The following is a 23,812-nucleotide window of genomic DNA, read 5'->3' on the forward strand; positions in this document are numbered from 1 at the left end:
ATTTTATTTTTAGCCGGGATAACGCCATGAGTCAGGATACAACACCACAGGTAACACGGGGATACAAGAAAAAGGCCCGCACCCGCCAGGCACTGCTGGATGCGGCGTTAAATATTTACGCCGAAAAAGGCGTTGGCGAGCTGATGCTTAACGAGCTGGCTGAAAAAGCGGCCGTGTCCAACGGCACGGTATACAACTACTTCAACAGTCGCGAAGCCGTGCTCGAAGCTGTCGGTATGGAACTGGCAGATCAGTTTTCGCACCAGATCACCCGGCTAAGCCAGGGCATAGATAACGGTGCTGAGCGCTTGAGTGTCGGGGTACGGTTATTTATACAGCAGGCCAGAAAAGACCCGACCTGGGCCGGCGCTGTGGTCAGCGTGTTTCATTATGACAGCCGGATGCGCACTGCGGTGGCGGACAACTTACGCCGCGACCTGCAATTGGGCTTGCAGCAGGGCTGTTTCCATTACCGCAGTGAAGCAATAGCCCTGGCATTGGTGGCCTCAGCCACCACAGGCATGATGACGGCGATACTGGATGGCTACGATCAGCCAGATGGCGATGCCCAACTGGCAGAAATGTTATTGCTGGCGCTGGGCGTAACTGCATCAGAAGCCGACCGGATAGCCTATCAGGCGCTACCGCTGTCAGAGCAGGCACCTGCAGACGCTAACCCAAAGAAACGCCGGCGTGGCAGGCCGCGTAAGACAGAGTAAAAGGTGCTGGCAGCAAAGAATAAGCCGCCGGCGACATAACAACGCAACATTGATATTGGCACAGGTGGTCATTTTTTATGCTTATAGTTCTGGGTGCAACGGGTAATATCGGCCGTGAAGTGGCCAAATTGATGATAGATAACGCTGAGCAGGCGGTGTTTTTGTCGCGGCAGCCGCAAAAACTGCAGCCGCAATTAAACGGTCATTTGGTCAGAGCGGCCGATCTGGACGAACCGGCCTCACTTGAACGTGCCATGGCGGGTGGAACTAAATTGTTACTGGTGTCGCCCAATTCAGCAGCGATGCAGCGCCAGCAAAGCAACGCTATTCAGGCTGCCTTAAACAGCGGCATTCAGCATATTGTTAAAATATCCGGTACACCAAAAAGCGTGCGGCAAGATTCTGTATCTGCCGTAGGCCGGGCTCACTGGCACATTGAGCAGCAATTGAAGGCGCAAGCTCCGGCATACAGTATCTTGCAATGTAATTTCTTTATGCAGAATCTACTTGGGCTGCAAGCCGGCATGGTACGTAAGTCCGGCAAAATCACCCTGCCTTTTGCCGCTGACACGGTATTTCGTTTTATTAACACCGCCGACATCGCCGCCTGTGCTGTGCGTTTGCTGACCGACGATAAGGTGCAAAGCCAGACTTATAATCTCAGCGGTCAGGCATCGTCCTTCCAACAGTTAGCTGATGAACTCAGCCGGCTATTAGCCAGTAGGGTTAACTACAAACAAATCCCGCTGTGGCTAACCCAGCTGGTGATGCGATTTAAAGGTATGCCAAAGACTCAGGTACAGCATCAGTTGGAAATGACCCGGCTGTATCAACAGGGTATTTCTGACGATGCGTCCGATGCAGTGCAGCTACTTACCGGCCGCCCTGCCATCAGCCTGCCGCAGTTTCTTGAACAACACCTGGCTGAGTTTAAACAGCAGTAGCCTGTATGGATGCGCAGGCAGCCGCAGCGGCTGCCTGCAGCTTATTTACCCTTAGCCTGGTAGATCTCAACCCGGTCTCTGCCGCCTGTTTTTGCCTGATACAGCGCCTGATCGGCAATCGATACCCAGCTGTCAATACTGGCCGCAGAGGTCAGCTTCAGCTCAGCTACCCCGGCAGAGAAGGTGTAGCTTAAACCCGGTACTATGTGATCCAACTGTGTCTGTTTTAGCTGCTTGATAATCCGTTCAATCATGACAGCCGCTTCTGCCTCTGTTGTCTCTGGCAGTAACAGCGCAAATTCTTCACCGCCCAGCCGGCCCACCGCATCTTGCTTGCGTAACTGTTGCTGCAATAAGGTCGCAAAATGCCGGATAACTTCGTCGCCTACCGGGTGGCCCAGGTTGTCGTTTATCTTCTTGAAATAATCAATATCCAGAATGGCTAAGCTGATACGGCTGTCATATCGTCTGGCACGATTATATTCATAATGCACCAACTGCATAAAATGACGCCGGTTTGAAATGCCGGTTAACTCATCGGTCAGCGCCTGCTGTTTCAGGATCTCCTTCGCTGCTTTTAGCGCCTGTTCAGCTTGTTTGGCCCGGGTGATATCGTTGCCGACCAACACCACTTCGCCATTCTCATTAACCTGTTCAGTCATTAGTAACCAGCGACCATTCACCAGGTCCACTTCAAAACTACGGAACGGTTTTTTCCGATATTGGCTATGCACATACGCCAGCCACTCCGGCAGAGTTGATGACTTGCAGTTGGTGCCAACACCATGGCTAAACATCCGCGTCAGCATATCATCAAAGCTATGCCCCAATGTTAAGTAGTCAGCAATACCGAACATTGCCGTAAAAGCGGGATTAAAAAAGATAAAACGGTCATTGGCATCCAGTGCGGCGATGCCGTTCTCGGTGTGGCTGATATGTTCAAGCATGAGCGAAACTAACTGCTCGGTGAATACTGGCGTCATGTTCAATCACCTGCGTTCCATGCACATCAAACTAACTGTAGTTGAACGAAGTCCCTTTCGCCACTACGAAAAACCTCAGCAACCTTATGGCTAAAAAGCTAATTTCGCCTGCGCTAAGGCCAGAAATTGCTCCGCCGGTATCGGTGGACTAAAAAAGTAACCTTGTAACGTGTTTACCCCCAGCTCGCGTAAGAACGCGGCCTGCGCTGCAGTTTCAACACCTTCGGCCACTGTAGTCATCCCTAACGCCTGTGCCAGCGCGACGATTGAGCGTACTATCGCTACCGCATCGGCATCTGCCGGGGTATCGGCGACAAAGGAGCGGTCAATTTTCAGCGTGTCAATCGGAAACCGGTGCAGATAGCTGAGTGACGAGTAACCGGTACCAAAGTCATCCAGCGCCAGCGACAGCCCCAGCGCCTTTAGTGCTTGCAACTGGGCAATAGCCTGTAGCGGATCTTCCGCTACCGCCGACTCGGTAAGTTCAATAATCAGCTTGTGCGGCGGGCAGCCGGATGCGGTCAGCGCCGCCTGCACATTGGCCAGCAGTTCCGGGTTTTTAAGGTCAATAGCAGACAGGTTCACCGCAATAGTCAGCTCAAGCCCGGCATTATGCCAGGTTGTAGCCTGTTGCAGCGCCGCCGCCAGTACCCAGGCACTGATTTTGCCGATGCTACCGTTTCGCTCTGCCAGCGGAATAAACTCCGCCGGTGCGACTGTGCCCAGATGCGCATCATGCCATCTGACTAACGCCTCAGCGCCGAGAATATGGCCACCGGAAGCACATACCTTGGCTTGCAGTGCCAACGACAGGTTATCGCTGAGCAAGGCTGAACGCAGGCGCATCTCCACCTGATACTGATGCTCCAACCGCTGCCCCAACACAGCTGTAAACACGTTAATGCCGCCGCGGGCATTGTGGCTTAGCGCATCTTTTGCTGCGGCATAACCGGCCTGTAACAGGCTTTCTGCCGAGCCCGCATGTTCAGCACCATTAACAACACCGGCAGCGACTACTAACTGCAACGGCTCGGCATGCCACAGCAGCGGTTTGTTCAAAGCTTGCCACAATTGCTGCGCCAGTTGTTGCGGCGCTGCATTGTCGCTTACCGCAGCGAATAAGCCGCCCTGCATCCGCGCTGCTAAACCATAATCGCCCAACGTGTCTTTGATACGTTTGGCGATAGTGCGCAGCGCATACAGCCCAGCCGCGACGCCGTGATGCTCGCCAATATCATTAATGCCGGTGATCATCAGTACAACAAGATGGCATCGGTGCCCCCGGCTTATGCGTTGCTCTACGCGCTCAAGCAACAGGTCAAGATTGGCCAGGCCGGTTTGCGTATCGTGCGTCGCCTGGTAGCGCAGTAAATCCTGGATCATCGGACAGCTGCAGTTGTTTTCCTGCCAACGTTTCCGGTCATCATCATTACTGTTAATGCTTGCAGCGTCGGTCGTCGCCGGCAAACCTGCCTCATCAGTATACGGTTGAGTGTCAATCATTGGGTTGTGCCTCAAAGCGAATTTTCGAAACGGCTGGTCATTTGTTGCAGCTGATGCGCGGTGTCGCTTAACTGCGCCGACGCGGTACTGATGGTGCCAATACTGCGGCTGTTTTGGTCCATCAATTTACTGATTTGCTCGATGTTACCGGCTACCTCAGTCGCCGCGACTTCTTGCTGTTGCAACATGTCGGCAATATCACGCGAGGAGTCCTGAATGTCGTCGGCAGAGCGCTTAATCAGCTGGTAACTGCGCTGGTTCTGTTCCATCATAGCGTTACTGTGCTGCACTTCTTGCGCGGCTATAGCGATAGCGTGCAGCGTATTAGCGGTGCAGGTGCCGATGCGTTCAACGGTAGCGGTGATCTCCACGGTACTGCCACTGGTGCGTGACGCCAGATTACGGACTTCATCTGCTACAACTGCAAAGCCACGGCCAGACTCGCCTGCCCGGGCCGCTTCAATAGCCGCATTCAGTGCCAACAAATTAGTTTGATCGGCAATCTCACGGATGCTTTGTGCCAGCTGGCGGATCGAGACAATTTCTTTGTCCAGCTCCGTGATCAGGGCCTGGGCGCCGTCCATCCGCGCCACCACGCCGGTCGACACTTGCAAGGTGGTGACGATTTGCTCCACGCCCTGCTCCACTTGCTGCGCAGCAGCTGTCGCCTGCGCTGCGCTATGGCGGGTGAACTGCGCAATGTCACTGACCGAGGCAGACAACTGTTCGACAGCCGCCGCCATGGTACAAATATTTTCTGCCCCCTGCCGGCTACGCTCGGTTGCCAGCTCGACCTGAGCATTCAGGCCGCCGCACTGGGTATCAATGTCGCCACCAATCACCACCATGTCTGCGATCATCGCACGCAGATTCACCGACATAGATTGAAAGCCAATCAAAATAGCGGCAAATTCTGCCGCTGCCCGGGTATCAAGCTCTGCGCTTAAATCGCCGGCAGAGATCCGGTTCATCGCTGCGCCAAGCCGCTGCAGTGGTGTCACTATCCCCAAATAGGTCCATAGCCCCAGTCCGGCGGCTGACACTACGCCGGCCAGACTAACAACCCAGCGCCAGGAATCAACAGCAAATAATTCCGCGCCAAAACACAGCACCGGCACCATCACCAACAGCAGCAGCCGTGTTTTGAACGGCATATCGCGTTGATAGCGGGTTGCGGCAAAAGCGGCCTGTTTACTGCGCACAGCGGCATATAAAGCTTCAGCCTGCGCGACCTGTTGCGGCTCGGGACGCCGGCGCACCGACATATAACCGGTCTTTTGCCCGCGCTCAAAGGTAGGCGTAGCATAGGCGTCGACCCAGTAGTAGTCACCATTCTTGCAGCGGTTTTTAACCAGACCACGCCAGGGCAGATCAGCCTTTAGCGTGCGCCACATATCGGCAAAGGCTTCGGCCGGCATATCCGGATGACGGATAATGTTGTGCGGTTGGCCGAGCAGTTCGGCGCGGCTAAAACCGCTGATCTGGATAAAACTGGCATTGGCATGCACTATTTCACCGGCAAGATTGGTTACGCTAACCAGCGGACGCTTGGGATCAAGCTGATGTTCCACCCGGGTTAGCGGTTGATTGTTACGCATGCTTATCTCGCTCAAAAATGTAGTTATCTAAAGTGTTGTTTATCCACTGTTCCGGGCCAAAACCAGCCCGGAGCAGTCGTCTTACTGCTACCAGTGAGACTAAAACATCCACGACACGCCCACAGTGCCAAAATTGGTGTTTTGCCGCTGCGTTTCGAAGGTATCGGTAAAAAAGGTTTTCGAATAACTCAGGGTAAAACCGCGCCGGCGCAGGCAGGCGCCAAAAGACGCCATGCCAATTAGCGGCTCTGAGCTTACTGAACGGCTATGCCGGAACAAAGTGCCGTCCAAAGGCAGATAATGGACGACGCCATAGGCGGCAACGCCGCCGTAAAACGAGACAGACCAGTTATCTGATGCTTTCACCCCGACGGTAGAGGCGGTATTTAAACCTGAGCGCAGCGCCGTTACACCCAGCGCTTCCAGGAGATTCCAGCCGGTTTCTGCGTAGACTCCGCCACCGACACCAGTGAAATAGTTACCTATACCTGCGGTAGCCATTGGTACCAGCCGCCACTGCGCGCTCTGGCCGACACGGCCTGCGGCAGCAAGATGCGCGACGGTGTAGTCGATATTGACGACAGGTTCATTCGGTAACTGGGTGTGCCAGCCTTGTGGCTTGTCATCGCCAATCAGCTTATGAAACTCACGCTGCACATCACCCGCACCGGACGCCGGGCCAACCACACCCAGCTTAAGCTGCCAGGCATGCGTCCAGTTGCCCTGCTTAGCGTATAAGGTGCTGTCAACATACAGTACTCCGGAATATGGCTGGTCATCTTCGCTCGGGTTAGCCTCAGTGATGTCATCCGGCGTGTTCATTTCCTGCACTACAGACCAGGCGGCGTAAGTACGGTAGCCGTCGTCTGCGACATAGGGCAGAAATGACCAGAACTGCGTCCAGCGGCCAACAAAGCAATCCTCTTCGGCCGTTATTTCATCCGACACCCAGGCAACACCTATACCGTTGGTATAATTGTTGTCAGAGGCGGTGAAAAAGTCGTTTTCCACGGTAACGGTCACTGCGCCATCGCCTGCCTGCGCCTGAGCCTGGGCGACCAGCGCCCAGCCTCCGACTAACAGGGCCAAAGTTTTTCTGGCCATCACTATATTGCCTTATCTGCTAATGCAGTGTTTGTTACTGACCCGGCAGCGCTATACTGTGGTGTAGCAGACGGCACTATTCTGAACCAGGCTGCGTACAGTGCCGGTACAAAGAAGATGGTCAATAGTGTCGCAACCGTTAGACCGCCCATAATCGCAATCGCCATAGGGCCCCAGAATACACTGCTGGTCAATGGCACCATCGCCAGTACTGTCGCAGCGGCGGTCAGAACCACCGGACGGGCACGTTGCACAGCTGCTTCAACTACCGCATTCCAGGGATCGTTGCCATTGGCGGTTTCTGCCTGTACCTGATCGATTAGGATCACAGCGTTGCGCATGATCATGCCTGACAAGGCGATAATGCCGAGAATGGCGACAAAGCCCAGTGGTGCATTAAACAACAGCAAGGCAGCCACTACACCGATTAACCCTAATGGCGCGGTCAGAAACACCATTGTCATCAGCGAGAAGCTCTTTAACTGCAACATCAGGATGGTCAAAATGGTGATCAGCATCAGTGGCGCTACCGCAGCCAACGCCTCATTGGCTTTCTCGCTCTCTTCCACGGCACCACCGGTATCAATACGGTAACCAGAGGGCAATTTCGCCTTGATATCCCGTAACAGTGGCAAAATCTGCTGGGTAACACTAACCCCCTGCGCGCCGTCTACCACGTCGGCACGGACAGTGATCGCCATGTCACGGTTGCGCCGCCATAACACCGGCTCTTCCAGCACGTAACGGGTCTGCGCTACCTGCGACAACGGCACCACTACGCCTTGCGGGCTGTACAGGTTGATATCTTTCAGGGTGGCCACGTCCAGCCGCTCACCCGGCACGGCGCGGGCCATGATATCAATCAGCTCATTGCCTTCACGCAACTGTGATAGTGGTGCGCCGTTTAGCAGCGACTGGGACACTAAGGCAACATCCGCTGAAGACAAGCCGAGTGCACGCGCTTTATCCTGATCTAATTCCAATTGCAAACTACGCACCGGATCGTTCCAGTCTAACTGTGTATCCCGGGTCAGCTTGTGGCCAGCGACAACCTGCTCCACTTCACGGGCGATTGAGCGCACCACCTGAGTATCAGGGCCTACCACACGGAACTGTATCGGAAAGCCTACCGGTGGCCCCAGCTCCAGCCTGGTAACACGCACCCAGGTTGCTGGAAATGCTTCATCGGCCATCGCCATCAGGCGGCTACGCACACGTTCGCGGGCAGCCAAATCGGTTGTCATCACAATAAACTGAGCATAACCGGGGTTAGGCAGCTCCGGGTTCAGTGACAGTGAAAACCGTGGTGCCCCGGCGCCGATATAGGCGGTAAAGAACTTCACGTCTTCATCTTGCTTCAGGATCGATTCCATCTGCTGCACCTGTTTGGTGGTGGCGGCAAAAGAGGCGCCTTCTTTCACCCGCAACTCAACAATCAGCTCAGAGCGGGTGCTGTCGGGGAAAAACTGCTGCGGCACAAATTTCATGCCGATAACCGCCAACACCAGCAATACTGCGGTAGTACCGATAACCCACCAGCGGTGCGCTATCGTGGTTTCAACCCAGCACCGCAGCTTGCGGAAAAACGGCGTATCATACGGGTTGCTATCACCATGCTGATGTTTCAGCTGATCAGGCAACATTTTCATCGCCAGATAAGGGGTGAAAAGGCTAGAGCAGATCCAGGACAACAATACTGCAGCACCAACAATCCAGAAAATACCGCCAGCGTACTCGCCGGTAGAAGACTGAGACAAACCGACCGGCATAAAAGCGGCGACGGTAATCAGGCCACCACTCAAACGCGGCATGGCTGTCGCCGTGTAGGAATAGCTGGCTGCTTTAACTTTATCCCAGCCACTTTCCATTTTTACTACCATCATTTCCAGCGCAATAATGGCATCGTCCACTAATAGCCCCAGCGCAATGATTAGCGAGCCTAGAGAAATACGCTCCAGATTCCAGCCCATCGCCAGCATCACAATGGCGACCATACACAGCACCAGCGGTACTGACAAAGCTACAACCAGCCCGGTGCGCCAGCCCAGACTTAACAGGCTGACAATCACCACGATCACCAGCGCTTCAACTAACGCTCGTTCAAAATCCCACACCGCTTCCTTAACGGTAGTCGGTTGATCGGCAATCAGTTCCAGTTCAATACCATAGGCCAGTTCCCGCTGAATTTGCTCTACCGCCGCTGCCATAGCGGTGCCCAGTTGGACGACGTTACCGTCGTTAGTCATTACCACGCTTAACATCAGTACTTGCTGACCATTATGGCGCACGGTATAGCTTGCCGGGTCCTCGTAGCCACGCGACACTGTGCTAAAGTCACCCAGGCGGACCACCCGCTCACCGGCTGCGATGGGCAAATTGCGGATATCGTCAATACTGTCGAATTGCCCGCTTACCCGCACGTACAGACGATCACCCTGAGTATCAATAGAACCGGCCGGTACAATCGCGTTCTGGCGCTGCAGGCTTTCGACTATCTGAAGCGGCTGTATACCTAATGCAGCCAAACGTTGATGAGAAAACTCAATGAAGATGCGCTCTGCCTGCTTGCCAATCAGATCGACCTTTTTCACCATCGGCACTTTGAGCAGGCTGCTTTTGATGATTTCAGCCTGATCAGCCAGCTCCGCCAAACCAACACCATCACCTTTGACGGCGTACATCAGGCTGTATACATCACCGTATTCGTCGTTGAATATTGGCCCTACCACACCGTCAGGCATTTCCAGTTTAAGATCACTGAACTTTTTGCGCGCCTGATACCAGGCTTCTTGTTGCTGCTCCTTCGTAGCACTGCCTTTGACAGTAATCGTCATACCGCCAAATCCCTGACGGGCGAAGGTCACTACTTTCTCAAAATGATCCAATTGCTCAAATTTTTTCTCCATCCGGTTCAGCACCTGATCTTGTAACTGCTGTGCTGTGGCGCCGGGCCAGACCACCATAGCGGTCATAGACGGTACGGAGAAATTCGGGTCCTCCAGCTGACCGATACGGCCGAAGCCAAGCACACCCGCCAGGGTGACCGTCAGCATCATAAATAGTACAACGGAGCGGTTATTCAGCGCCCACTCCGTAAGATTGAAGGATTTCATTGCGCTACCTCATACTTGTCTTCGATAATCCGTTCGTGCTCCGGCAACGCGACCCGCAGGCCAGGCGACATCTTCTGTACTCCCGCTGTTACCACCAGGGTACCGGCGTCAGGCCCGGAGATCAGCACCTCTTCACTGCGATAGCTATGGATAGCAACATTCACCAGCTCAACGGTTCCTGAGCCGATCTGATCACGGTTCACCGCCCACAAGGCCGGTTGTCCCTGATGTTGTGTCAGCGCAGCAGCCGGTACCACAGCTAATGGTTTGCCTGCTGACATACGTTCGATAATTAACGTTGCAGTGGCACCCAGCGGTAGCTTTCGCTCTGACACAGGTTTGAGCCGGGCGCGATAAGTGCGGGTCTGGGCAGCAGCCTGAGCCGACAGTTCCCGCAGCTCTACAGTAAACTGCTCGTCCGGTGCACTGGCCAAAGCAGCGCGGTACTGTGCTTGTCGAAAGGTATGTAAATGATTTTCCGGTACATCAACGACGATTTCCGGTTCTGCTTCGTTGGCAATAGCAATCACCGGTTGCCCCGCCGCCACGACCTGGCCCGTCTCCAACCGCAGACTGGTCACCACCCCGTTAATGGGCGCGCGCAGTACCGTGTACTGCAACTGGTTTTGTGCCAGCTCCAGTTGACGGGCGTCCGCTTCGGCCGTCGCCTGAGCGGTTAGCAAATTACTGTGTGCCTGCTCTTCATGAGAGGCACTAACCGAGCCGTCGCGTTTTAATGCCTGCAGGCGCAACCAGTCAGACTCAGCCTGCCGGGCCCTGGCTTGTGCCGCCTGCAGCCGCTGTCCGGCGGCGGCTTCAGCCAGACGATAGTCGGCATCGTCAAGTAGTGCCAGCACATCGCCGGCTTTTACCTGATGGCCAATATCCACTTTACGTTCGCGTATTTTACCGCTGACACGAAAAGCCTGATCCACCTCGGTGCGCGAGGCGACCGTAGCGAAATAGCGGTGAGCATCGCGTGCACCTTCATAGCGCAGCTCGACTGTGCTTACGGGTCTAATTGATGGTGCCGCCGACTCAGGTTGGCTGCAGCCACTCAGCAGCGAAGCGATGGTAGCGGCGGCTACCGCAGTAATTGAGCCTTTCATAGCGATTCCTTATTAATAGATGTTTGGTGTTGAGTAACTACAGTATCTTTAGTGCTGGCAGGGGCAGCTTCAAATGCCTGCCAGCCGCCGCCAAGTGACTTAAACAGCTGCACACTGCTGAGCAATAACTGCGTCTGGCTGTCGTTGGCACTGATTTGCACACCCAGCCGTGCCCGTTGGGCATCCAGCAGCGGCAGCAAATCTATTTGTCCACGGTGGTAAAGTGATTCAGCATGTTGCAATGCGGCCTGGGCTGACAGCGCCGCAGTGTCCAGCACCTGCGAGCGATGCCGCTCGTCACGCAGTGACACCAGCGCGTTTTCGACATCTTCCAGCGCGCGCACTATTGCATCTTCGTAGCGCAGCAACGCTTCAGACTGGGCGCTTTGTGCCATATCATTAATGGCCGCAGTGCGGCCCCAATCGAATACCGGCATCGACAGCAGGCCGGCAACATTGCCAAAGCGCGCACTGCTTAAGTCCATACCGTTAATTTCCAAATTCTGTCGGCCAAACAAGGCATTAACGAACAGCTTAGGAAACCACTCTAATTTAGCCTGCTGACGGCGCCAATTCGCGGCGTCCAGTTGGGCGCGCTGCGCCAGAAGATCGGGGCGCCGTTCCAGCAACGCGGCAGGCTGACCGGCTATCACCTCAGGTACCTGTATCGCAGTGGCAGGGCTCAACGCCGCAGCCGCTGTTGGCAGATCGCCCATCAGCACGGCAATGCGGTGACGTGACACCGCCACCAGCGTTTGCAGTGGCGGAATGGCCGCTTCGGCGCGCGAGGCCTCAGTACGGGCCCGCTCAACATCAAACGGCGATGCCAGGCCAGCCTGTTGCCGGGCGGTCACCTGCTGTAAGGTTTGTTGCTGGGTTTGTGCAATCGCCGTTACGGTATCAAGTTGTCGTATCGCGCCCATCAGCGTGAAGTAATTGCTGGCCACTTCCGCCACCACCAGCAGCCGTACGCCACGCACATGCGCTTCACTGGCCCGGACGTCTGCCGCTGCCGCCGCTTTACCCGCGCGTAAACGGCCGGTTAGATCCAGCTCCCAGGCCACCCCCAGGCCGCCGGAGAAAGACGTTACCTCAGGGGCCCCCTGCCTGGCCTGCGCGCTGTAACCATTACTGTTAGTGTCAGCACTGGCTGTTGCACTAAGGCTGGGTAACATCGCAGCGTTACTGATTGCGACACCGGCACGGGCGGCGCGCACGCGCTCTTCGGCAATTTTAATGTCGCGATTTTCATTAACCGCGCGGGTGATAAGTTGCGTTAGTACCGGATCGGCATAACGTTCCCACCAGGCTAGCTCGGCTTCTGTGGTGTCCGAAATTGTGGTGAACTGTGGTGGTAACTCAACCCGGGATTGCAGCTGCGTTGTGGTACAGCCGCTTAGGGCCAGCGATGCCGAGATTGCCAGAGCAACCAGGCATTTTGCCGGCGGGCTGTACAGTTGTTTCATCGAGGCTATTGTCAGCATTATTTACTCTCGTTCAGGTTGCCAATGCAGGGTGCAGCGTACCAGCGCCCCCGCCGTAAGTGGTCAGCGAAAGGTCAGGCTTTGGTTGGAAAACCATAACGGCAGCCAGCTCAAACATGGGTTGCCCGACCTGGGTAGCATCAGCTTAATCGTCCTGTGTTGCTGGTACGTCGGCACGGGGCGGTTCTATATCGCTCAACATCAAGCGCAGCAATTGCTGGCCGGAGATAAAGTCCTGGTGCTTACCCGAAACCAGATTTTCCAGGCGGCCGCTCAATAGCTCCGGCGTGGCACTGCTGCTGAGCTTGACGACGTAAGTTCTGTCGATGGGGAATTTCGAATCAGTTCTGAGGATCATTACAGTTTGTCCGGTGTTGTTAGGTAGCCGGCAGTGTAAGCGTCCTGCATTGGCGAGTTGTCAGGGAAAGGTGGCTTTTTGGTAGCGATTAGCGGTAGTAACAGGCGAACGGTGCAACCCGGCGAAACACTATCCTGACCAATTACAGATGGTTCACTGACCACTATCTGGCGCTGAATCGTTATGCTGGCAGGCGAATTTCGGGCAACTTTTGTAGGTCTGTATGCAACAACATATTCAGCGGAGTAAAGCTCCGATACTAAGTAAAAACCAAATTGATCAGCTGGGCAGCAGGCTTCGGACTGAGGATTACTCAGAGGACGATTTACGTACGTTAGACCATTTCCGCCGTGCCTATGTGGCGTTATACGAAGATACCGTCAATACCATCAGGCAGACTTTGCATTTGGCACCAACCGGCCGACCGGCAAAATCCACCAGTGCAATTCGTGATAAGCTGTGCCGTTCATCTATGCGGTTGAGCCAGATGCAGGATATCGCCGGCTGCCGGATAGTGGTGGAGGATCACCGTTTACAGGATGAAGTCGTAACGCAACTGCAGGCGCTATTTCCTGCCAGTACGGTGGTTGACCGGCGTAAAACTCCGAGCCATGGCTACCGGGCTGTACATGTCATTGTCTGGCATCAGCACCAGGCGGTCGAAATTCAGATAAGAACCGAGCTGCAGCAAGCCTGGGCCGAATATGCCGAGAAGTTGGCTGACACTGTCGACCCGGCGCTGAAATACGGCGGTGGGCCGCAAGGCCCGCGCGATATTCTAAAAGCACTGTCCAAAGTGGGTGGCTTTGTAGAACAAATCGAACTTGAAGGCGCAGGACAACATCAACAATTTGCCGCCGCCCTGGCAGAAGTCGCCAGCAGGCTGGCGGACTTACATAAAGAGTAAAGCACATGTTATTTTTGATCGAATACAACCGCCAGCAAGGCGAGATTGTCAGTATGACGTCTTATGCAGATGAACAGCATGAACAGGTCTCCGATGCAAGACTGCAGCTCGAATTGCGGCTGCGCCGTGAAAGAGCCCAACGGGAAGTGGTGGTGCTGGTAGCTGAGAATGAAGAAGCCTTGCGTAAAACCCATGCCCGCTTCTTCAAGTCAGCTCAGGCATTGCTGCCTACGGCTTCCGGCGTTGATACTGCACCGTCCTGACGTTAGCAGTTATTGCTGTTAACGCTCAACATTACCACTGCATTTCGCCAGTATTAACTCTGGCACTAATCTGCATACCCTCGTCAACGGGTAATTCAGGATAGATAAGCTGTAGTTTGTGTATCAGCTGGGTAGCGTTTGGCTTTTCTGACAATAACTGCTCATATCTTGTCAGATAATCCCGGCTAAAAATCACAGCATTGTCGCCAGTTGGCATAGTACCCAGGTAGTGTCCAGGCACTACCACAGCTGGCTGTAATGCTATCATGCGATCAAGTGCTGCTAGCCACTCATTGCGCGCACTTGTGGTCTGGCTGTCAGCGGTCCATAAATGTATGCCACTGCTGACCAGTACGCCACCCAGCGCTGTTCTGATCGACGGCAGCCACAGATAAGCTTGATGTGTGTTGATTTCCCGAATTTCAATATGCTGGCCTTCCAATGTTAGCGTGGTGTCATCAAACACGGCAGGAACAATAATTTGCTGCGGCGCCTGCTCCGCTAAAATTGGTCCCCAATAAGCAAGTTTTGCCTGCTTCGTTTGTTCGATATGCGCCACCACTGCGCTGCTGGCAATGACTCTGGCGTTTGGAAAAGCCGCCACAACAGATTGCAAACCAAAATAAAAATCCGGATCACCACCACTGATATATATAGTAGTCAGGGTTTTACCGCTGGCTCGCACCAGTTCCACCACGGCATTCGCATCTGCCAAACTAAATTGTGCATCTACCAGAATGGCCTCTTTCTCACCACTGATCAACGACGAAGATACCGGGAATATGCCGCTTTCCGCCGGATTGTAATGGCTGACTTTCAGCTCTGCTGCGCTACTGTCATGAGCCAATATGAGCAAAGTAGTAGCCAGTAATAATGTGTGTAATGTCTTAAGCATGTTGATTACTCCGAAGTTGAAATTAGCTTGTCACCTAAGCAGTACACATTGTAATGTTTCACTTTACGTACATATACAGCAATAATCACACAACACTATTTCACCATATGAGCAAATAGTATGGATAAGATTACCGCAATGCGGGTGTTTTCGCAGGTTGCAAACAACGGCAGTTTCAGCAAAACAGCAGAACAACTTGAGATGTCACGGGCAATGGTGACGCGATGTATCAGCGTACTGGAGGATTGGTTAAATACCCGCTTATTCCAGAGAACGACCCGCAAAGTCACACTAACGGCTGCCGGCGAGCAATTTTTACTGCGTTGCCAGCAAATTCTGACACTGACGGATGAAGTAGAGGCAGAGTCGGCGACGCTTAACAGCGAGTTACGTGGCCAACTGCGCCTGACGTGCAGCGCGTCCTTTGGCTATGCCAGGATGGCCGGCGCAATCGCTGATTTTTTAGCACTGCACCCCAAACTTAAAATTGATATGAATGTCGGTGATACTATCGTTAATCTGATTGAAGCGCGTGTTGACCTGGCTATTCGGATCAGTAATAACCCCGACCCGATGCTGATCGCTCGTCGGTTGGGTAGCTGCGCTTCAGTGTTGGTCGCTTCGCCTGCTTACCTTGCGCAATTCGGCCAACCTTTGTCTCCCGAAGCATTGGTGAAGCATCAGTGCTTAAGCCATAGCATCGCCGGCAGGCAATTGTGGCAATTCCAACGTGACGGTGAAACAATAAAAGTGGAAATTGATGCCTGCTTTACCGCCAATGATGCCACGGTATTACTCTGCGCTGCTTTGGCTGGCGGTGGCATGACATTGCAACCGAGCTATTTAGTGCAGGATTACCTGGCAGCAGGTCAGTTGGTAGCCCTGTTACCAGAATGGTCATTGCCAGAACTTGAAATCAATGCCCTTTACTCTTCAAGGCGCCATATGCCGGTTGCGCTACGCGCTTTCTTAGATTTTCTGGTTGAACGCTTTGCTTCGAAGCACATGGTAAAGTCACGTTAAAGCCAACACAGCCAGACAGAGCAATAGCGTCACTATTGGTGCCACTACCGTGACGACAAAAATGTCTTTATAAGCCTGTTTATGGTTAAGCCCCATAATCATCAGCATCGCAATGACCGCGCCGCAATGCGGCAGCGAGTCGAACCCACCGGCGGCTATTGTAGCGACCCGATGCAGCAGCTCAGGTTCAATACCCAGCTGCAAGTAATGCGGCGCCAGCGTTTGTAAAAAAATTTGCAGGCCGCCGGATGACGAGCCAACGATACCTGACACCACACTCATCGATGCAAACACCGACAGCAACGGCGGTAAATCCAGCGTCAGGATCCAGTGTGAAAAGCTGGCAAAGCCGGCAGTTTTCGTTACCACGCCGCCAAAGCCAATCACCGCGGCGGTGCTGATCAATGGCAATATCGCATCGTCGGCGCCGCGACCGAGCAACTGCAACGTATCGCGCCGTAGCACCGGAAACAGCAATATCGCCAGGGCTGTGGCCAGCAACAACGCCATGCTTGGCCATAACACCGGTTGCTGCAGGCTCAGCTGCAATAATTCACCGATAATAGTGTCGTCGAACAGCTCAGTCAGTAGCAAAATACGCGGTAACATAATCAACGCTAAAACCAACAGAATCGGCAACAGTGCTTTGCCCCAATATGGCACGTCACCGGCCGCGGCGGCCAGTTGCGCCATCTGTGTATCCTGTACTGAGGCGACATAGCCTTCGGCAGTGCGCTGCGCCAGACGCCATTGCCATTGCAGATACGCCATACCCAGCCCCGCCATCAGCACCGATGCCGCCAGGCCTAAACCGGCAGCGGCAAATAAATCGGTGCCCAGCGCGCTGGCCGCCAACACATTATGGATAGACGGCGAGCCTGGTAGCGCTGTCATGGTAAAAGTCCCCGCTCCGAGGGCTATAGCCGCACAGAACAACCGTTTTGGCAAGTTAGCGGCCTGCATTAGCGCCACACCCAGCGGATACATGGTAAAGATCACCACAAACACCACCACACCGCCATAGGTTAGGACTGCACAAACCAGCATGGTAACCCACAAGGTGTTTTTTATGCCCAACCAGCGCACAATGGCCTGCGCTATACTGCTGGCAGCCTGGCTGGCCGCCATCACTTTGCCAAATATCGCACCGGCCAGAAACAGCAACAAAAACTTACCGGCAAAGCTAAAGGCACCCAGCGGCCCGAAGGTAAAATACTCGGTCAGCGTGGCAGCCAGACTGAGCTGATTGCTCAGCGCCACGACCACCGCCGCCAGCAATGCCGCCAGCAGAATGTTGGCACCGCGCAACGCCAACCAAATTAACAACGCTAACGCGGTTATTAGTCCGATATTTCCCAGCATATAGTGCTCCGGCTCTCAGGCTGTTGGCAGCAGGTTAAAACTGGTAACTCAGTCTTACTGTGACTAAGCGCGGCTCGCCATAATAGGCTGAGACAATCGGAAAACCACTGTCACGTAAGTCATAGCCGGTGGTCCTGTAATGCTTATCGGCCAGGTTCTTGCCCTCCAGCGCGATGCACCAGCGACTGTCAGCCGGGGCAAACATCACACTGGCCTGCCAGATGCCATAAGCAGGTTGGAGCAATAAATCGCTTTGATTGGTCACCGGCTGCACGGTATCACGCCAGCTAAAGCCGAGATTGGCAGTCAGTTCACCGGCTGAAAGTGGCCACAGATACCAGGCATTGACACTGGCCGCCAGTTTGGGAATATCGGTAAATTTACGCTGATCGGCTATATTAACGCCGCCCGACAAGTACTGCTGATAACTGGCATCCAGATAGGCAGCATTACCGGATAGCCGCAGCGCCTTGCTGGCGGCCCAGCTGAATTCAAATTCGGCGCCACGAATACGGCCTTTGCCGGCATTGGTAAAATCACCAAAAAATGCATCATTCACCCCATCAGCATCGGTATCTATGCCAGTAAAAATGCTTAACTGGATGTCGCGGTACTCACTGTGAAACAACGCCAGACTCAGCTGTAAACGGTTGGCAAAGCTGGGTTTAATACCCAGCTCATAGGTTAGTACGGTTTCCGGATCATAAGCTTCTGCCGAACGAGGCACCTGCATGGTATTGGCCCGTACATTAAAACCGCCACTTTTAAAGCCGCGCGATACTGAGCCGTACAGCAGCATATCATCACTGGCTTGGTAATCGAGCGACAGCCGTGGCGATAAATCGGTCCAGGACTCGCTGTTAATAAAATCTGAACTGACTACGCCACTGGGCTGGCTGAAGCTGTCATCGGTGTAGCCCTGATTCAGCACATCAGCCGTCTTTTTTTCGCGGCTGGCGCGCAGGCCGGCGCTGAGGCGCCAGTCATCGGCAAGTTGCCAGCTGCCATCGGCATATACGGCCAGCGCCTGGGTGTCGACCTGACCCGCACTGATGCCAAACTGGCGAAAAATAGGGCCGGGGATCAGTTGCGGCGGGGCTAAGCCTAAGGCCGCCAACGGTAAGCCAAAGCGGTTGCGTACTGTACCGCCGGCTTCACTGTCGAGCAGATACAGGCCAAACACGGCCTGCCAATTATCGCTGTGGTAGTTGGCCTGCATTTCCTGGCTCAGCTGGCGGTCAAAGTAGTCGGCATCAACATCGGCAATGGCATAAGGCCCCATATCAAAATCGATACTGCCGCTGGTATCGCCATCACGCCAGGCTGTGATCGATTTTAACTGCCAACTGGCCCCCCCATCCCAGTTTGCCGTGATTGATACCCCGCGGCTATCGGTGCGGCCGGGCAACTGAAAGCCATTGTCAGTATTATAGCGATGCGTGCTGACGGCTTTGGCGCTCAGGCCTTCAAAGTAGGGTTCATACTGATTGACGATCATACGCTGGGCACCGCGCACTGCTGACGTATCCCGGGTCTGATCGGCGGCAAGTTCAACATCCAGACTATCACTTATCAACCACAACAGACTGGCACGGCCGGTGATTAAATCTTTATTACTTACCTCTTTATCACTGTGCAGGTTGCGGCCAAAGCCATCGCGCATGAAGCTGCCCAGCGCCAGGCTGGCCAGCACAGTATCGGCAACTAAAGGCCCGGACGCAGCAAGGCGCATATTGCGCTGCTGATAATTGCCAATAGCCGCATCGGCCCGCACACTGAGATTGTTAGTCGGCCGGCGACTGATATATTTAATCGCCCCGCCTACGGTATTACGACCATACAGTGTGCCTTGCGGGCCGCGCAATACCTCAACCCTTTCCACATCGAGCATATCCAGCAGTGCCGCCTGGGGCCGGGCCAGATATACATCGTTCAGATAAATACCGACGCCGGGCTCAACGCCCCACAGCGGGTCGGACTGACCAACGCCGCGGATATAGGCGGTTGCCGTAGAGCTGGTGCCGCGCGCCGCATAGATGGTTAGCGACGGCACCTGGACCTGAATATCGGCCAATGTGCTAATGGCATTGCGCTCTATTGCCACTTTATCAACGGCGGTCACCGCCAGCGGAATATCCTGTAGCGTTTCGGCTCGCTTTCGCGCCGTTACCACTATAACTTCAAGCTCTGCTTCGCTGGTTGCGGTGCTATCGGTTTGCTGCGCCAGCACCAGAGCTGAGTGGCTGCAGCATGCTGCGATGAGCAGACTTAGTGTGATCAGAGGTTTTGCTTTATACATGTTGTTCTCCCCCGGAGGCTATGGTGTTGCTGGTTGTGCTCCGACCGGGTTGCACCACTTTGGCCAGAAAGCTCAGCAGCTGTTTATTCGTTGCTGCGGGCTGGTCTAATGGTGTGGCGTGGCGGGAGTTTTTAATTACGACTAATTCGGCATTGGGCAATGCTTTGACATAAGCGGCTTTGCTGGCTACCGGGCTGTAATCCTGATCGGCGGCAAGCACCAGTATCGGCAAGGTTAGACGGGCTAACTGCGACTGCACGGAAAACCGGCCGATAGCACGCAGCGTATGCCGGTAGCTGCGTACATCAGTAGCGGCCATTTGCCGGGCAAATAACGCCAGCAGATGTTGCTGCGTGGTGTCAGGAAATAATTTAGCGCCAATAATTTGCGCCAGCTTTCGCATGCCGAGCAAACGGATCACCGCCAGCCGGAACCACAGCAGCAAGGTCAGACGCCAGCCTTGTACCGCCAGTTGCGGGCCTGAGTTAATAATCACCAGACTTTGAATACAGTGCGGTGCCAGCAACGCCAGCTCAAACGCCACCATGCCGCCGAGCGAGAAACCAATAACCTGGCAGCGGCTGATATTAAGATGTCGCAACAACGCCAGCATATCTGCCGCCAGTTGCGACATGCTAAACGGCTGCAGGCTGGGGCTGCTGAGGCCATGACCACGCATGTCAGCGGCAATAACACGGTAATGCTGACTTAATACCGTCATTTGGGCCGACCAATGTTCCGCGCAGGATCCCAGACCATGCAATAGCAATACCGCCTCTCCCTGCCCTTGCTGCAGATAGTGCATACTGCGGTTTTGATAGTTAAATACTGGCATCGTCGCTTCACACCCCGGAATCGGTATATCCATTCCGATTCAGCATATGGAAGATTGATTCCGTTTTCAACTGTTTTCGTACAAAAAACAGCCTACACCGCAATCTATTAACTAACCATCTGAAATTACTATATAAAGTTGGAATTACTTATGGATATCAAGGTAAGCCAGTAAAATGCGGCTAAGCTCTTCGACCACTTCGCTGTTACTCAGGTGGCCCAGGTTGCCGGTAATGGTATGTTGATTGAGTGCACCCAATACTATATGCACAGCAGCCTGCATAGCTTTGTGTGGCTGCGGATGATGTACTTCGCCCTGATGTTGCTGCAATACCGCTACTATACGTTCGGCAATATACTCATTTAGCTGATGAACTTTGTCGCGAAACCCACTGTCACGCGAGGCGCGTAATATCAACGCCCGCAGTACACCGCGCCGGCCCTGATAGACCTCAACCAGCCGGGCTGTCAGCGTGTGCACAAAATCCGCCAGCGGTTTTGCGGCCCATTGCTCAGGCTCTGTTAGTTGCTCTATCAGGCTCACCGTCGTTTGAAAAAAGCGCTGCAGCAGTAACAAAGACAGGGTGTCTTTATCTCCCAGCACGCGGTAAAAGGTACCAACAGAAGACGACGCCAGGCCAGCAATTTGTGTGACACTGGCCTCTTCAAAGGCATTAGCTGCCAGCAGCTGCTCACCGGCGTCCAGCAAGCGTTGCAGCGCTTTCTGACTACGCAACTGGGTTGGCTCAGGTAACGTCGTCAGTCGCGTAAAATCAGGAATTGCAGAATTTGTCATAGCCGGCACCAGGTGCAATACAACACCGTTAATCGGAATCGTTCGTCCATTTAACCATGCTCAGTACACAAAGCCAAGTAGCACTGGCCTGTTAGCGCTGTCCAGATAGCCTCAACTGTTGCCGAACGCTGGCTGACAAAACTGCCGCTTTCAGTTAAGGTTGGCTCACTATAGCTGGAACCAACTCGGAAAGTACTCATAAGATGACTAACAAGATCAGTGCCGAACCGGTAAACCACCGCACCCGGGTGGGTATGCAGCGACGTGAACGTACACGGCGCAAAATACTGGAAGCGGCGTTGCGGGTATTTGCCCGCAAGGGGACCGACGCTGCCATGATCGATGACTTCATTGCCGAAGCAGGTATAGCCCGTGGCACCTTCTATAACCATTTTCGCACCACCAGCGAGCTGCTTCAGGCTACAGTAGGCTGGTTAAGCCATGACTTTGTCGAATCTATCACCAACGATATCAGCGGTATCAGCGATCCGTTGTTACGCCTGGCAACCGGCATTCGCATCTGGCTGGCCAAAGCCGAACAAGACCGGCCCTGGGCAGCCTTTGTAGCCCGGGTAGATTTTATCAGGGAGCTGCCGTTTGAACCGCTCAGGCGAGATTTGTCTGCGGGGCAACAGAGCGGACTGTTCCATTTTCCCGATGAGCGGGTAGCATTTGATCTGATTGCCGGGACTTTGATTATGGCCATGCACAGTTATGTTCAGGACAAGGTGCCTACAGATTACACTCAACATATAGTGCACATCGTCTTACAGGGGCTAGGGGTAGATTCACTACAGATCGAAACTGCATTGAGCCATCCGTTGCCGGCAATCCAATATCCCCCGCTGTCACTATCCTGCTGATATTTCCACACAACTGATCTTTAACACTAGTCGTGCTGCCAGCAATGGTATAGCGCCTGGCGTCACTTTGCCCGACCAAATTACAATCAATACAACATGCACCAAAATATCTCATGATGAACTTGTTTGTCATTTTGACGATTGTGTTCAATTTATAGTTGTGGTATTTAAATTGAACAATTAACAGGAGCAGAAGAAACGGAGTGCCAACATGACAAAGCGTAAATTATCCCTGGGGCTGGCAATGACGCTGGGCATCAGTCAGGCCGTCTGGGCGTCAGGATATCAGTTTGACCTGCAGAGCGTGCGGACCCAGGCTAATGCTAACGCCAATACGGCTGAGGCGTCCGACCCATCTACCATTTTTTATAACCCGGCTGGCTTAGCGTTACTGGACGGCACTCAGCTGACGCTGGGGAGCAGCATGGTGGATCCGCAGTCAACATTCAGCTACAGCGTTGCCACTACTGGCGGCGGCCAGACTGTAACACCGGGCAATACCGGCGGTGATTATGCCCGGCAGGCTGCCATTCCCCATGGTTATGTTTCTCAGAGGTTTAACGAGCAAGTGACGCTAGGTGTCGGCATCTTCGTACCCTATGGCGCGCCCATCGACTATGAAGAAAACTTTGTTGGCCGATACTATGGTAAGGGCATCGACTTTAAGTCACTGGCCATTAACCCGTCTGTCGGTATCCGCTTAACCCCACATCATAGCGTCGGCTTCGGGATCAGTGCTCAATATCTGGATATTGATATGGAGACGAGCGTAGATATCGTCTCAGTGGCGTTTGGTACCTGTCTCGCCGGTGGTGGTTCCCCTGAGATCTGCCAGCCTCTCGTGGTTGGCTATGGCAGCCAACCGGATGCCACGGCCAGCATTGCAACCAAGGACTGGAGTTACGGCTACAATATAGGCTATTTGTTTACCCCAAATGATAACACCAGACTAGGCTTGGCGTACCGCTCCTTTATTAAGCACGAGCTAAACGGCTCAGCCAGTTTCGACGTTCCGACTTCACTGCCGGGAGGTGCTGCCTCACCTATCAACGCCGGCATTGCAGTGGCGCTGGCTGACAGTGAGGCACAGGTCGACCTCGCCACGCCGGAAACGCTTTCAGTGAATGCCTATCACCTGCTGGATCGGCGCTGGGCACTGATGGCGGATGTCACCTGGAACCGGCAGAGCCGCTTACAACGTATCGACATTGATATTGCCACAGATCTGATTCCGGATCGTAGGATTGTGTATCAGACGGCCTGGCGCAACAGTTGGCGTGCCTCGATCGGATTCAGTTACCTGGCTGACGAAAACTGGACCTGGCGCGGGGGCTACATGTATGACCAGACACCGGTGGCTCATTCCAGTTATGCATTGACGGTACTGCCGGACGCCAGCCGCCAGATGTACTCACTGGGCGGCAGCTATCAGCTGAATGAGCAAACCTCAATAGACTTTGCTTACAGTTATCTGAAGTTTAGCGATGCCGCCATCAACCGCACTGATGATGACCATATCGCCGCCAATGGCAGCCCAGGTACGTTAACAGGCTCCTACCGAACCTATGTCAATCTGTTCGGCCTTAGTCTGACTTACCGGTTTTGATGACACTGATGCCCGGGGGAGTCCAACGGGAGTACTTTGGCCACAATAC

General features: G+C 54.0%; 20 protein-coding genes. 7 read left to right on the plus strand and 13 right to left on the minus strand.

Features of this window, described 5'->3' with window-relative positions; genetic code table 11:
- Nucleotides 1-26: 26 nt before the first annotated feature.
- Both MN202_RS00820 and MN202_RS00825 read left to right on the plus strand, forming a co-directional pair.
- A complete protein-coding gene (locus MN202_RS00820; protein WP_335734181.1) occupies nucleotides 27-719 on the plus strand; it encodes a TetR/AcrR family transcriptional regulator in 693 nt (230 codons plus the stop codon).
- 77 nt (nucleotides 720-796) lie between these two features.
- Nucleotides 797-1,663: an NmrA family NAD(P)-binding protein gene (locus MN202_RS00825; RefSeq protein ID WP_335734182.1), complete on the plus strand. Its 867-nt coding sequence runs from the start codon at nucleotides 797-799 to the stop codon at nucleotides 1,661-1,663.
- Nucleotides 1,664-1,704: 41 nt separating this feature from the next.
- Here the strand turns inward: MN202_RS00825 and MN202_RS00830 are convergent, their stop codons facing one another.
- The 8 genes from MN202_RS00830 to MN202_RS00865 all read right to left on the minus strand — a co-directional run bounded on the left by MN202_RS00830 (nucleotide 1,705) and on the right by MN202_RS00865 (nucleotide 12,915).
- Complete coding sequence (locus MN202_RS00830) at nucleotides 1,705-2,646, minus strand: GGDEF domain-containing protein (protein WP_335734183.1); 942 nt, start codon at nucleotides 2,644-2,646, stop codon at nucleotides 1,705-1,707.
- Between the two features lie 90 nt (nucleotides 2,647-2,736).
- A complete protein-coding gene (locus tag MN202_RS00835) occupies nucleotides 2,737-4,149 on the minus strand; it encodes a putative bifunctional diguanylate cyclase/phosphodiesterase (RefSeq protein WP_335734184.1) in 1,413 nt (470 codons plus the stop codon).
- Nucleotides 4,150-4,160: 11 nt separating this feature from the next.
- Nucleotides 4,161-5,747, minus strand: coding sequence for a methyl-accepting chemotaxis protein (locus MN202_RS00840; RefSeq protein WP_335734185.1), 1,587 nt, complete (start codon nucleotides 5,745-5,747; stop codon nucleotides 4,161-4,163).
- A gap of 99 nt (nucleotides 5,748-5,846) precedes the next feature.
- Nucleotides 5,847-6,851 (minus strand): lipid A deacylase LpxR family protein, encoded by a 1,005-nt coding sequence (locus tag MN202_RS00845; protein WP_335734186.1) that lies wholly within the window; start codon nucleotides 6,849-6,851, stop codon nucleotides 5,847-5,849.
- A gap of 2 nt (nucleotides 6,852-6,853) precedes the next feature.
- Entirely contained in the window at nucleotides 6,854-9,964 is a 3,111-nt protein-coding gene (locus MN202_RS00850; RefSeq protein ID WP_335734187.1) for an efflux RND transporter permease subunit, read from the minus strand.
- Nucleotides 9,961-11,073 carry an efflux RND transporter periplasmic adaptor subunit gene (locus MN202_RS00855; protein ID WP_335734188.1) on the minus strand — a complete coding sequence of 371 codons (1,113 nt, stop codon included), beginning with the start codon at nucleotides 11,071-11,073 and terminating at the stop codon, nucleotides 9,961-9,963. The genes MN202_RS00850 and MN202_RS00855 overlap by 4 nt, the downstream gene beginning before the upstream one ends.
- The gene (locus tag MN202_RS00860) at nucleotides 11,070-12,557 is read right to left on the minus strand and encodes a TolC family protein (RefSeq protein WP_335734189.1); all 1,488 of its coding nucleotides are present in this window, start codon (nucleotides 12,555-12,557) and stop codon (nucleotides 11,070-11,072) included. Before MN202_RS00860 ends, MN202_RS00855 begins: the two co-directional genes overlap by 4 nt.
- Before the next feature lie 145 nt (nucleotides 12,558-12,702).
- Nucleotides 12,703-12,915, minus strand: coding sequence for a hypothetical protein (locus tag MN202_RS00865; protein ID WP_335734190.1), 213 nt, complete (start codon nucleotides 12,913-12,915; stop codon nucleotides 12,703-12,705).
- Between the two features lie 223 nt (nucleotides 12,916-13,138).
- On the opposite strand from MN202_RS00865, the gene MN202_RS00870 reads away from it, so the two are divergent.
- Nucleotides 13,139-13,822, plus strand: a complete 684-nt coding sequence (locus MN202_RS00870; protein WP_335734191.1) for a RelA/SpoT domain-containing protein — start codon at nucleotides 13,139-13,141, stop codon at nucleotides 13,820-13,822.
- Nucleotides 13,823-13,827: 5 nt separating this feature from the next.
- A complete protein-coding gene (locus MN202_RS00875; RefSeq protein WP_335734192.1) occupies nucleotides 13,828-14,085 on the plus strand; it encodes a hypothetical protein in 258 nt (85 codons plus the stop codon).
- Between the two features lie 31 nt (nucleotides 14,086-14,116).
- On the opposite strand, the gene MN202_RS00880 is transcribed toward MN202_RS00875, so the two are convergent.
- Nucleotides 14,117-14,980 (minus strand): MBL fold metallo-hydrolase, encoded by an 864-nt coding sequence (locus tag MN202_RS00880; RefSeq protein ID WP_335734193.1) that lies wholly within the window; start codon nucleotides 14,978-14,980, stop codon nucleotides 14,117-14,119.
- A 120-nt stretch (nucleotides 14,981-15,100) separates the two neighbouring features.
- Between MN202_RS00880 and MN202_RS00885 the strand changes: the two genes are divergently transcribed.
- On the plus strand, nucleotides 15,101-16,003 hold the full coding sequence (locus tag MN202_RS00885) for a LysR family transcriptional regulator (RefSeq protein WP_335734194.1): 903 nt from the start codon (nucleotides 15,101-15,103) through the stop codon (nucleotides 16,001-16,003).
- Here the strand turns inward: MN202_RS00885 and MN202_RS00890 are convergent.
- The 4 genes from MN202_RS00890 to MN202_RS00905 all read right to left on the minus strand — a co-directional run bounded on the left by MN202_RS00890 (nucleotide 15,995) and on the right by MN202_RS00905 (nucleotide 21,294).
- On the minus strand, nucleotides 15,995-17,365 hold the full coding sequence (locus MN202_RS00890; protein WP_335734195.1) for a GntP family permease: 1,371 nt from the start codon (nucleotides 17,363-17,365) through the stop codon (nucleotides 15,995-15,997). The genes MN202_RS00885 and MN202_RS00890 overlap by 9 nt on opposite strands.
- A gap of 34 nt (nucleotides 17,366-17,399) precedes the next feature.
- Nucleotides 17,400-19,664, minus strand: coding sequence for a TonB-dependent receptor (locus tag MN202_RS00895; protein ID WP_335734196.1), 2,265 nt, complete (start codon nucleotides 19,662-19,664; stop codon nucleotides 17,400-17,402).
- Nucleotides 19,657-20,532, minus strand: a complete 876-nt coding sequence (locus MN202_RS00900) for an alpha/beta fold hydrolase (RefSeq protein WP_335734197.1) — start codon at nucleotides 20,530-20,532, stop codon at nucleotides 19,657-19,659. Before MN202_RS00900 ends, MN202_RS00895 begins: the two co-directional genes overlap by 8 nt.
- A 111-nt stretch (nucleotides 20,533-20,643) precedes the next feature.
- Nucleotides 20,644-21,294 (minus strand): TetR/AcrR family transcriptional regulator, encoded by a 651-nt coding sequence (locus tag MN202_RS00905; RefSeq protein ID WP_335734198.1) that lies wholly within the window; start codon nucleotides 21,292-21,294, stop codon nucleotides 20,644-20,646.
- A gap of 203 nt (nucleotides 21,295-21,497) precedes the next feature.
- Between MN202_RS00905 and MN202_RS00910 the strand changes: the two genes are divergently transcribed.
- Nucleotides 21,498-22,157 (plus strand): TetR/AcrR family transcriptional regulator, encoded by a 660-nt coding sequence (locus MN202_RS00910; protein ID WP_335734199.1) that lies wholly within the window; start codon nucleotides 21,498-21,500, stop codon nucleotides 22,155-22,157.
- Nucleotides 22,158-22,368: 211 nt separating this feature from the next.
- A complete protein-coding gene (locus tag MN202_RS00915; RefSeq protein WP_335734200.1) occupies nucleotides 22,369-23,763 on the plus strand; it encodes an OmpP1/FadL family transporter in 1,395 nt (464 codons plus the stop codon).
- Nucleotides 23,764-23,812 lie beyond the last annotated feature (49 nt).

The sequence above is a fragment of the Rheinheimera muenzenbergensis genome (assembly GCF_036984005.1).
Classification (GTDB): Bacteria; Pseudomonadota; Gammaproteobacteria; order Enterobacterales; family Alteromonadaceae; genus Alishewanella; species Alishewanella muenzenbergensis.

Coding starts and splice junctions, on each gene's coding strand:
- MN202_RS00820 (WP_335734181.1), top strand. CDS start 27: ATGAGTCAGGATACAACACCACAGGTAACACGGGGATACAAGAAAAAG.
- MN202_RS00825 (WP_335734182.1), top strand. CDS start 797: ATGCTTATAGTTCTGGGTGCAACGGGTAATATCGGCCGTGAAGTGGCC.
- MN202_RS00830 (WP_335734183.1), bottom strand. CDS start 2,646: ATGACGCCAGTATTCACCGAGCAGTTAGTTTCGCTCATGCTTGAACAT.
- MN202_RS00835 (WP_335734184.1), bottom strand. CDS start 4,149: ATGATTGACACTCAACCGTATACTGATGAGGCAGGTTTGCCGGCGACG.
- MN202_RS00840 (WP_335734185.1), bottom strand. CDS start 5,747: ATGCGTAACAATCAACCGCTAACCCGGGTGGAACATCAGCTTGATCCC.
- MN202_RS00845 (WP_335734186.1), bottom strand. CDS start 6,851: ATGGCCAGAAAAACTTTGGCCCTGTTAGTCGGAGGCTGGGCGCTGGTC.
- MN202_RS00850 (WP_335734187.1), bottom strand. CDS start 9,964: ATGAAATCCTTCAATCTTACGGAGTGGGCGCTGAATAACCGCTCCGTT.
- MN202_RS00855 (WP_335734188.1), bottom strand. CDS start 11,073: ATGAAAGGCTCAATTACTGCGGTAGCCGCCGCTACCATCGCTTCGCTG.
- MN202_RS00860 (WP_335734189.1), bottom strand. CDS start 12,557: ATGCTGACAATAGCCTCGATGAAACAACTGTACAGCCCGCCGGCAAAA.
- MN202_RS00865 (WP_335734190.1), bottom strand. CDS start 12,915: ATGATCCTCAGAACTGATTCGAAATTCCCCATCGACAGAACTTACGTC.
- MN202_RS00870 (WP_335734191.1), top strand. CDS start 13,139: ATGCAACAACATATTCAGCGGAGTAAAGCTCCGATACTAAGTAAAAAC.
- MN202_RS00875 (WP_335734192.1), top strand. CDS start 13,828: ATGTTATTTTTGATCGAATACAACCGCCAGCAAGGCGAGATTGTCAGT.
- MN202_RS00880 (WP_335734193.1), bottom strand. CDS start 14,980: ATGCTTAAGACATTACACACATTATTACTGGCTACTACTTTGCTCATA.
- MN202_RS00885 (WP_335734194.1), top strand. CDS start 15,101: ATGGATAAGATTACCGCAATGCGGGTGTTTTCGCAGGTTGCAAACAAC.
- MN202_RS00890 (WP_335734195.1), bottom strand. CDS start 17,365: ATGCTGGGAAATATCGGACTAATAACCGCGTTAGCGTTGTTAATTTGG.
- MN202_RS00895 (WP_335734196.1), bottom strand. CDS start 19,664: ATGTATAAAGCAAAACCTCTGATCACACTAAGTCTGCTCATCGCAGCA.
- MN202_RS00900 (WP_335734197.1), bottom strand. CDS start 20,532: ATGGATATACCGATTCCGGGGTGTGAAGCGACGATGCCAGTATTTAAC.
- MN202_RS00905 (WP_335734198.1), bottom strand. CDS start 21,294: ATGACAAATTCTGCAATTCCTGATTTTACGCGACTGACGACGTTACCT.
- MN202_RS00910 (WP_335734199.1), top strand. CDS start 21,498: ATGACTAACAAGATCAGTGCCGAACCGGTAAACCACCGCACCCGGGTG.
- MN202_RS00915 (WP_335734200.1), top strand. CDS start 22,369: ATGACAAAGCGTAAATTATCCCTGGGGCTGGCAATGACGCTGGGCATC.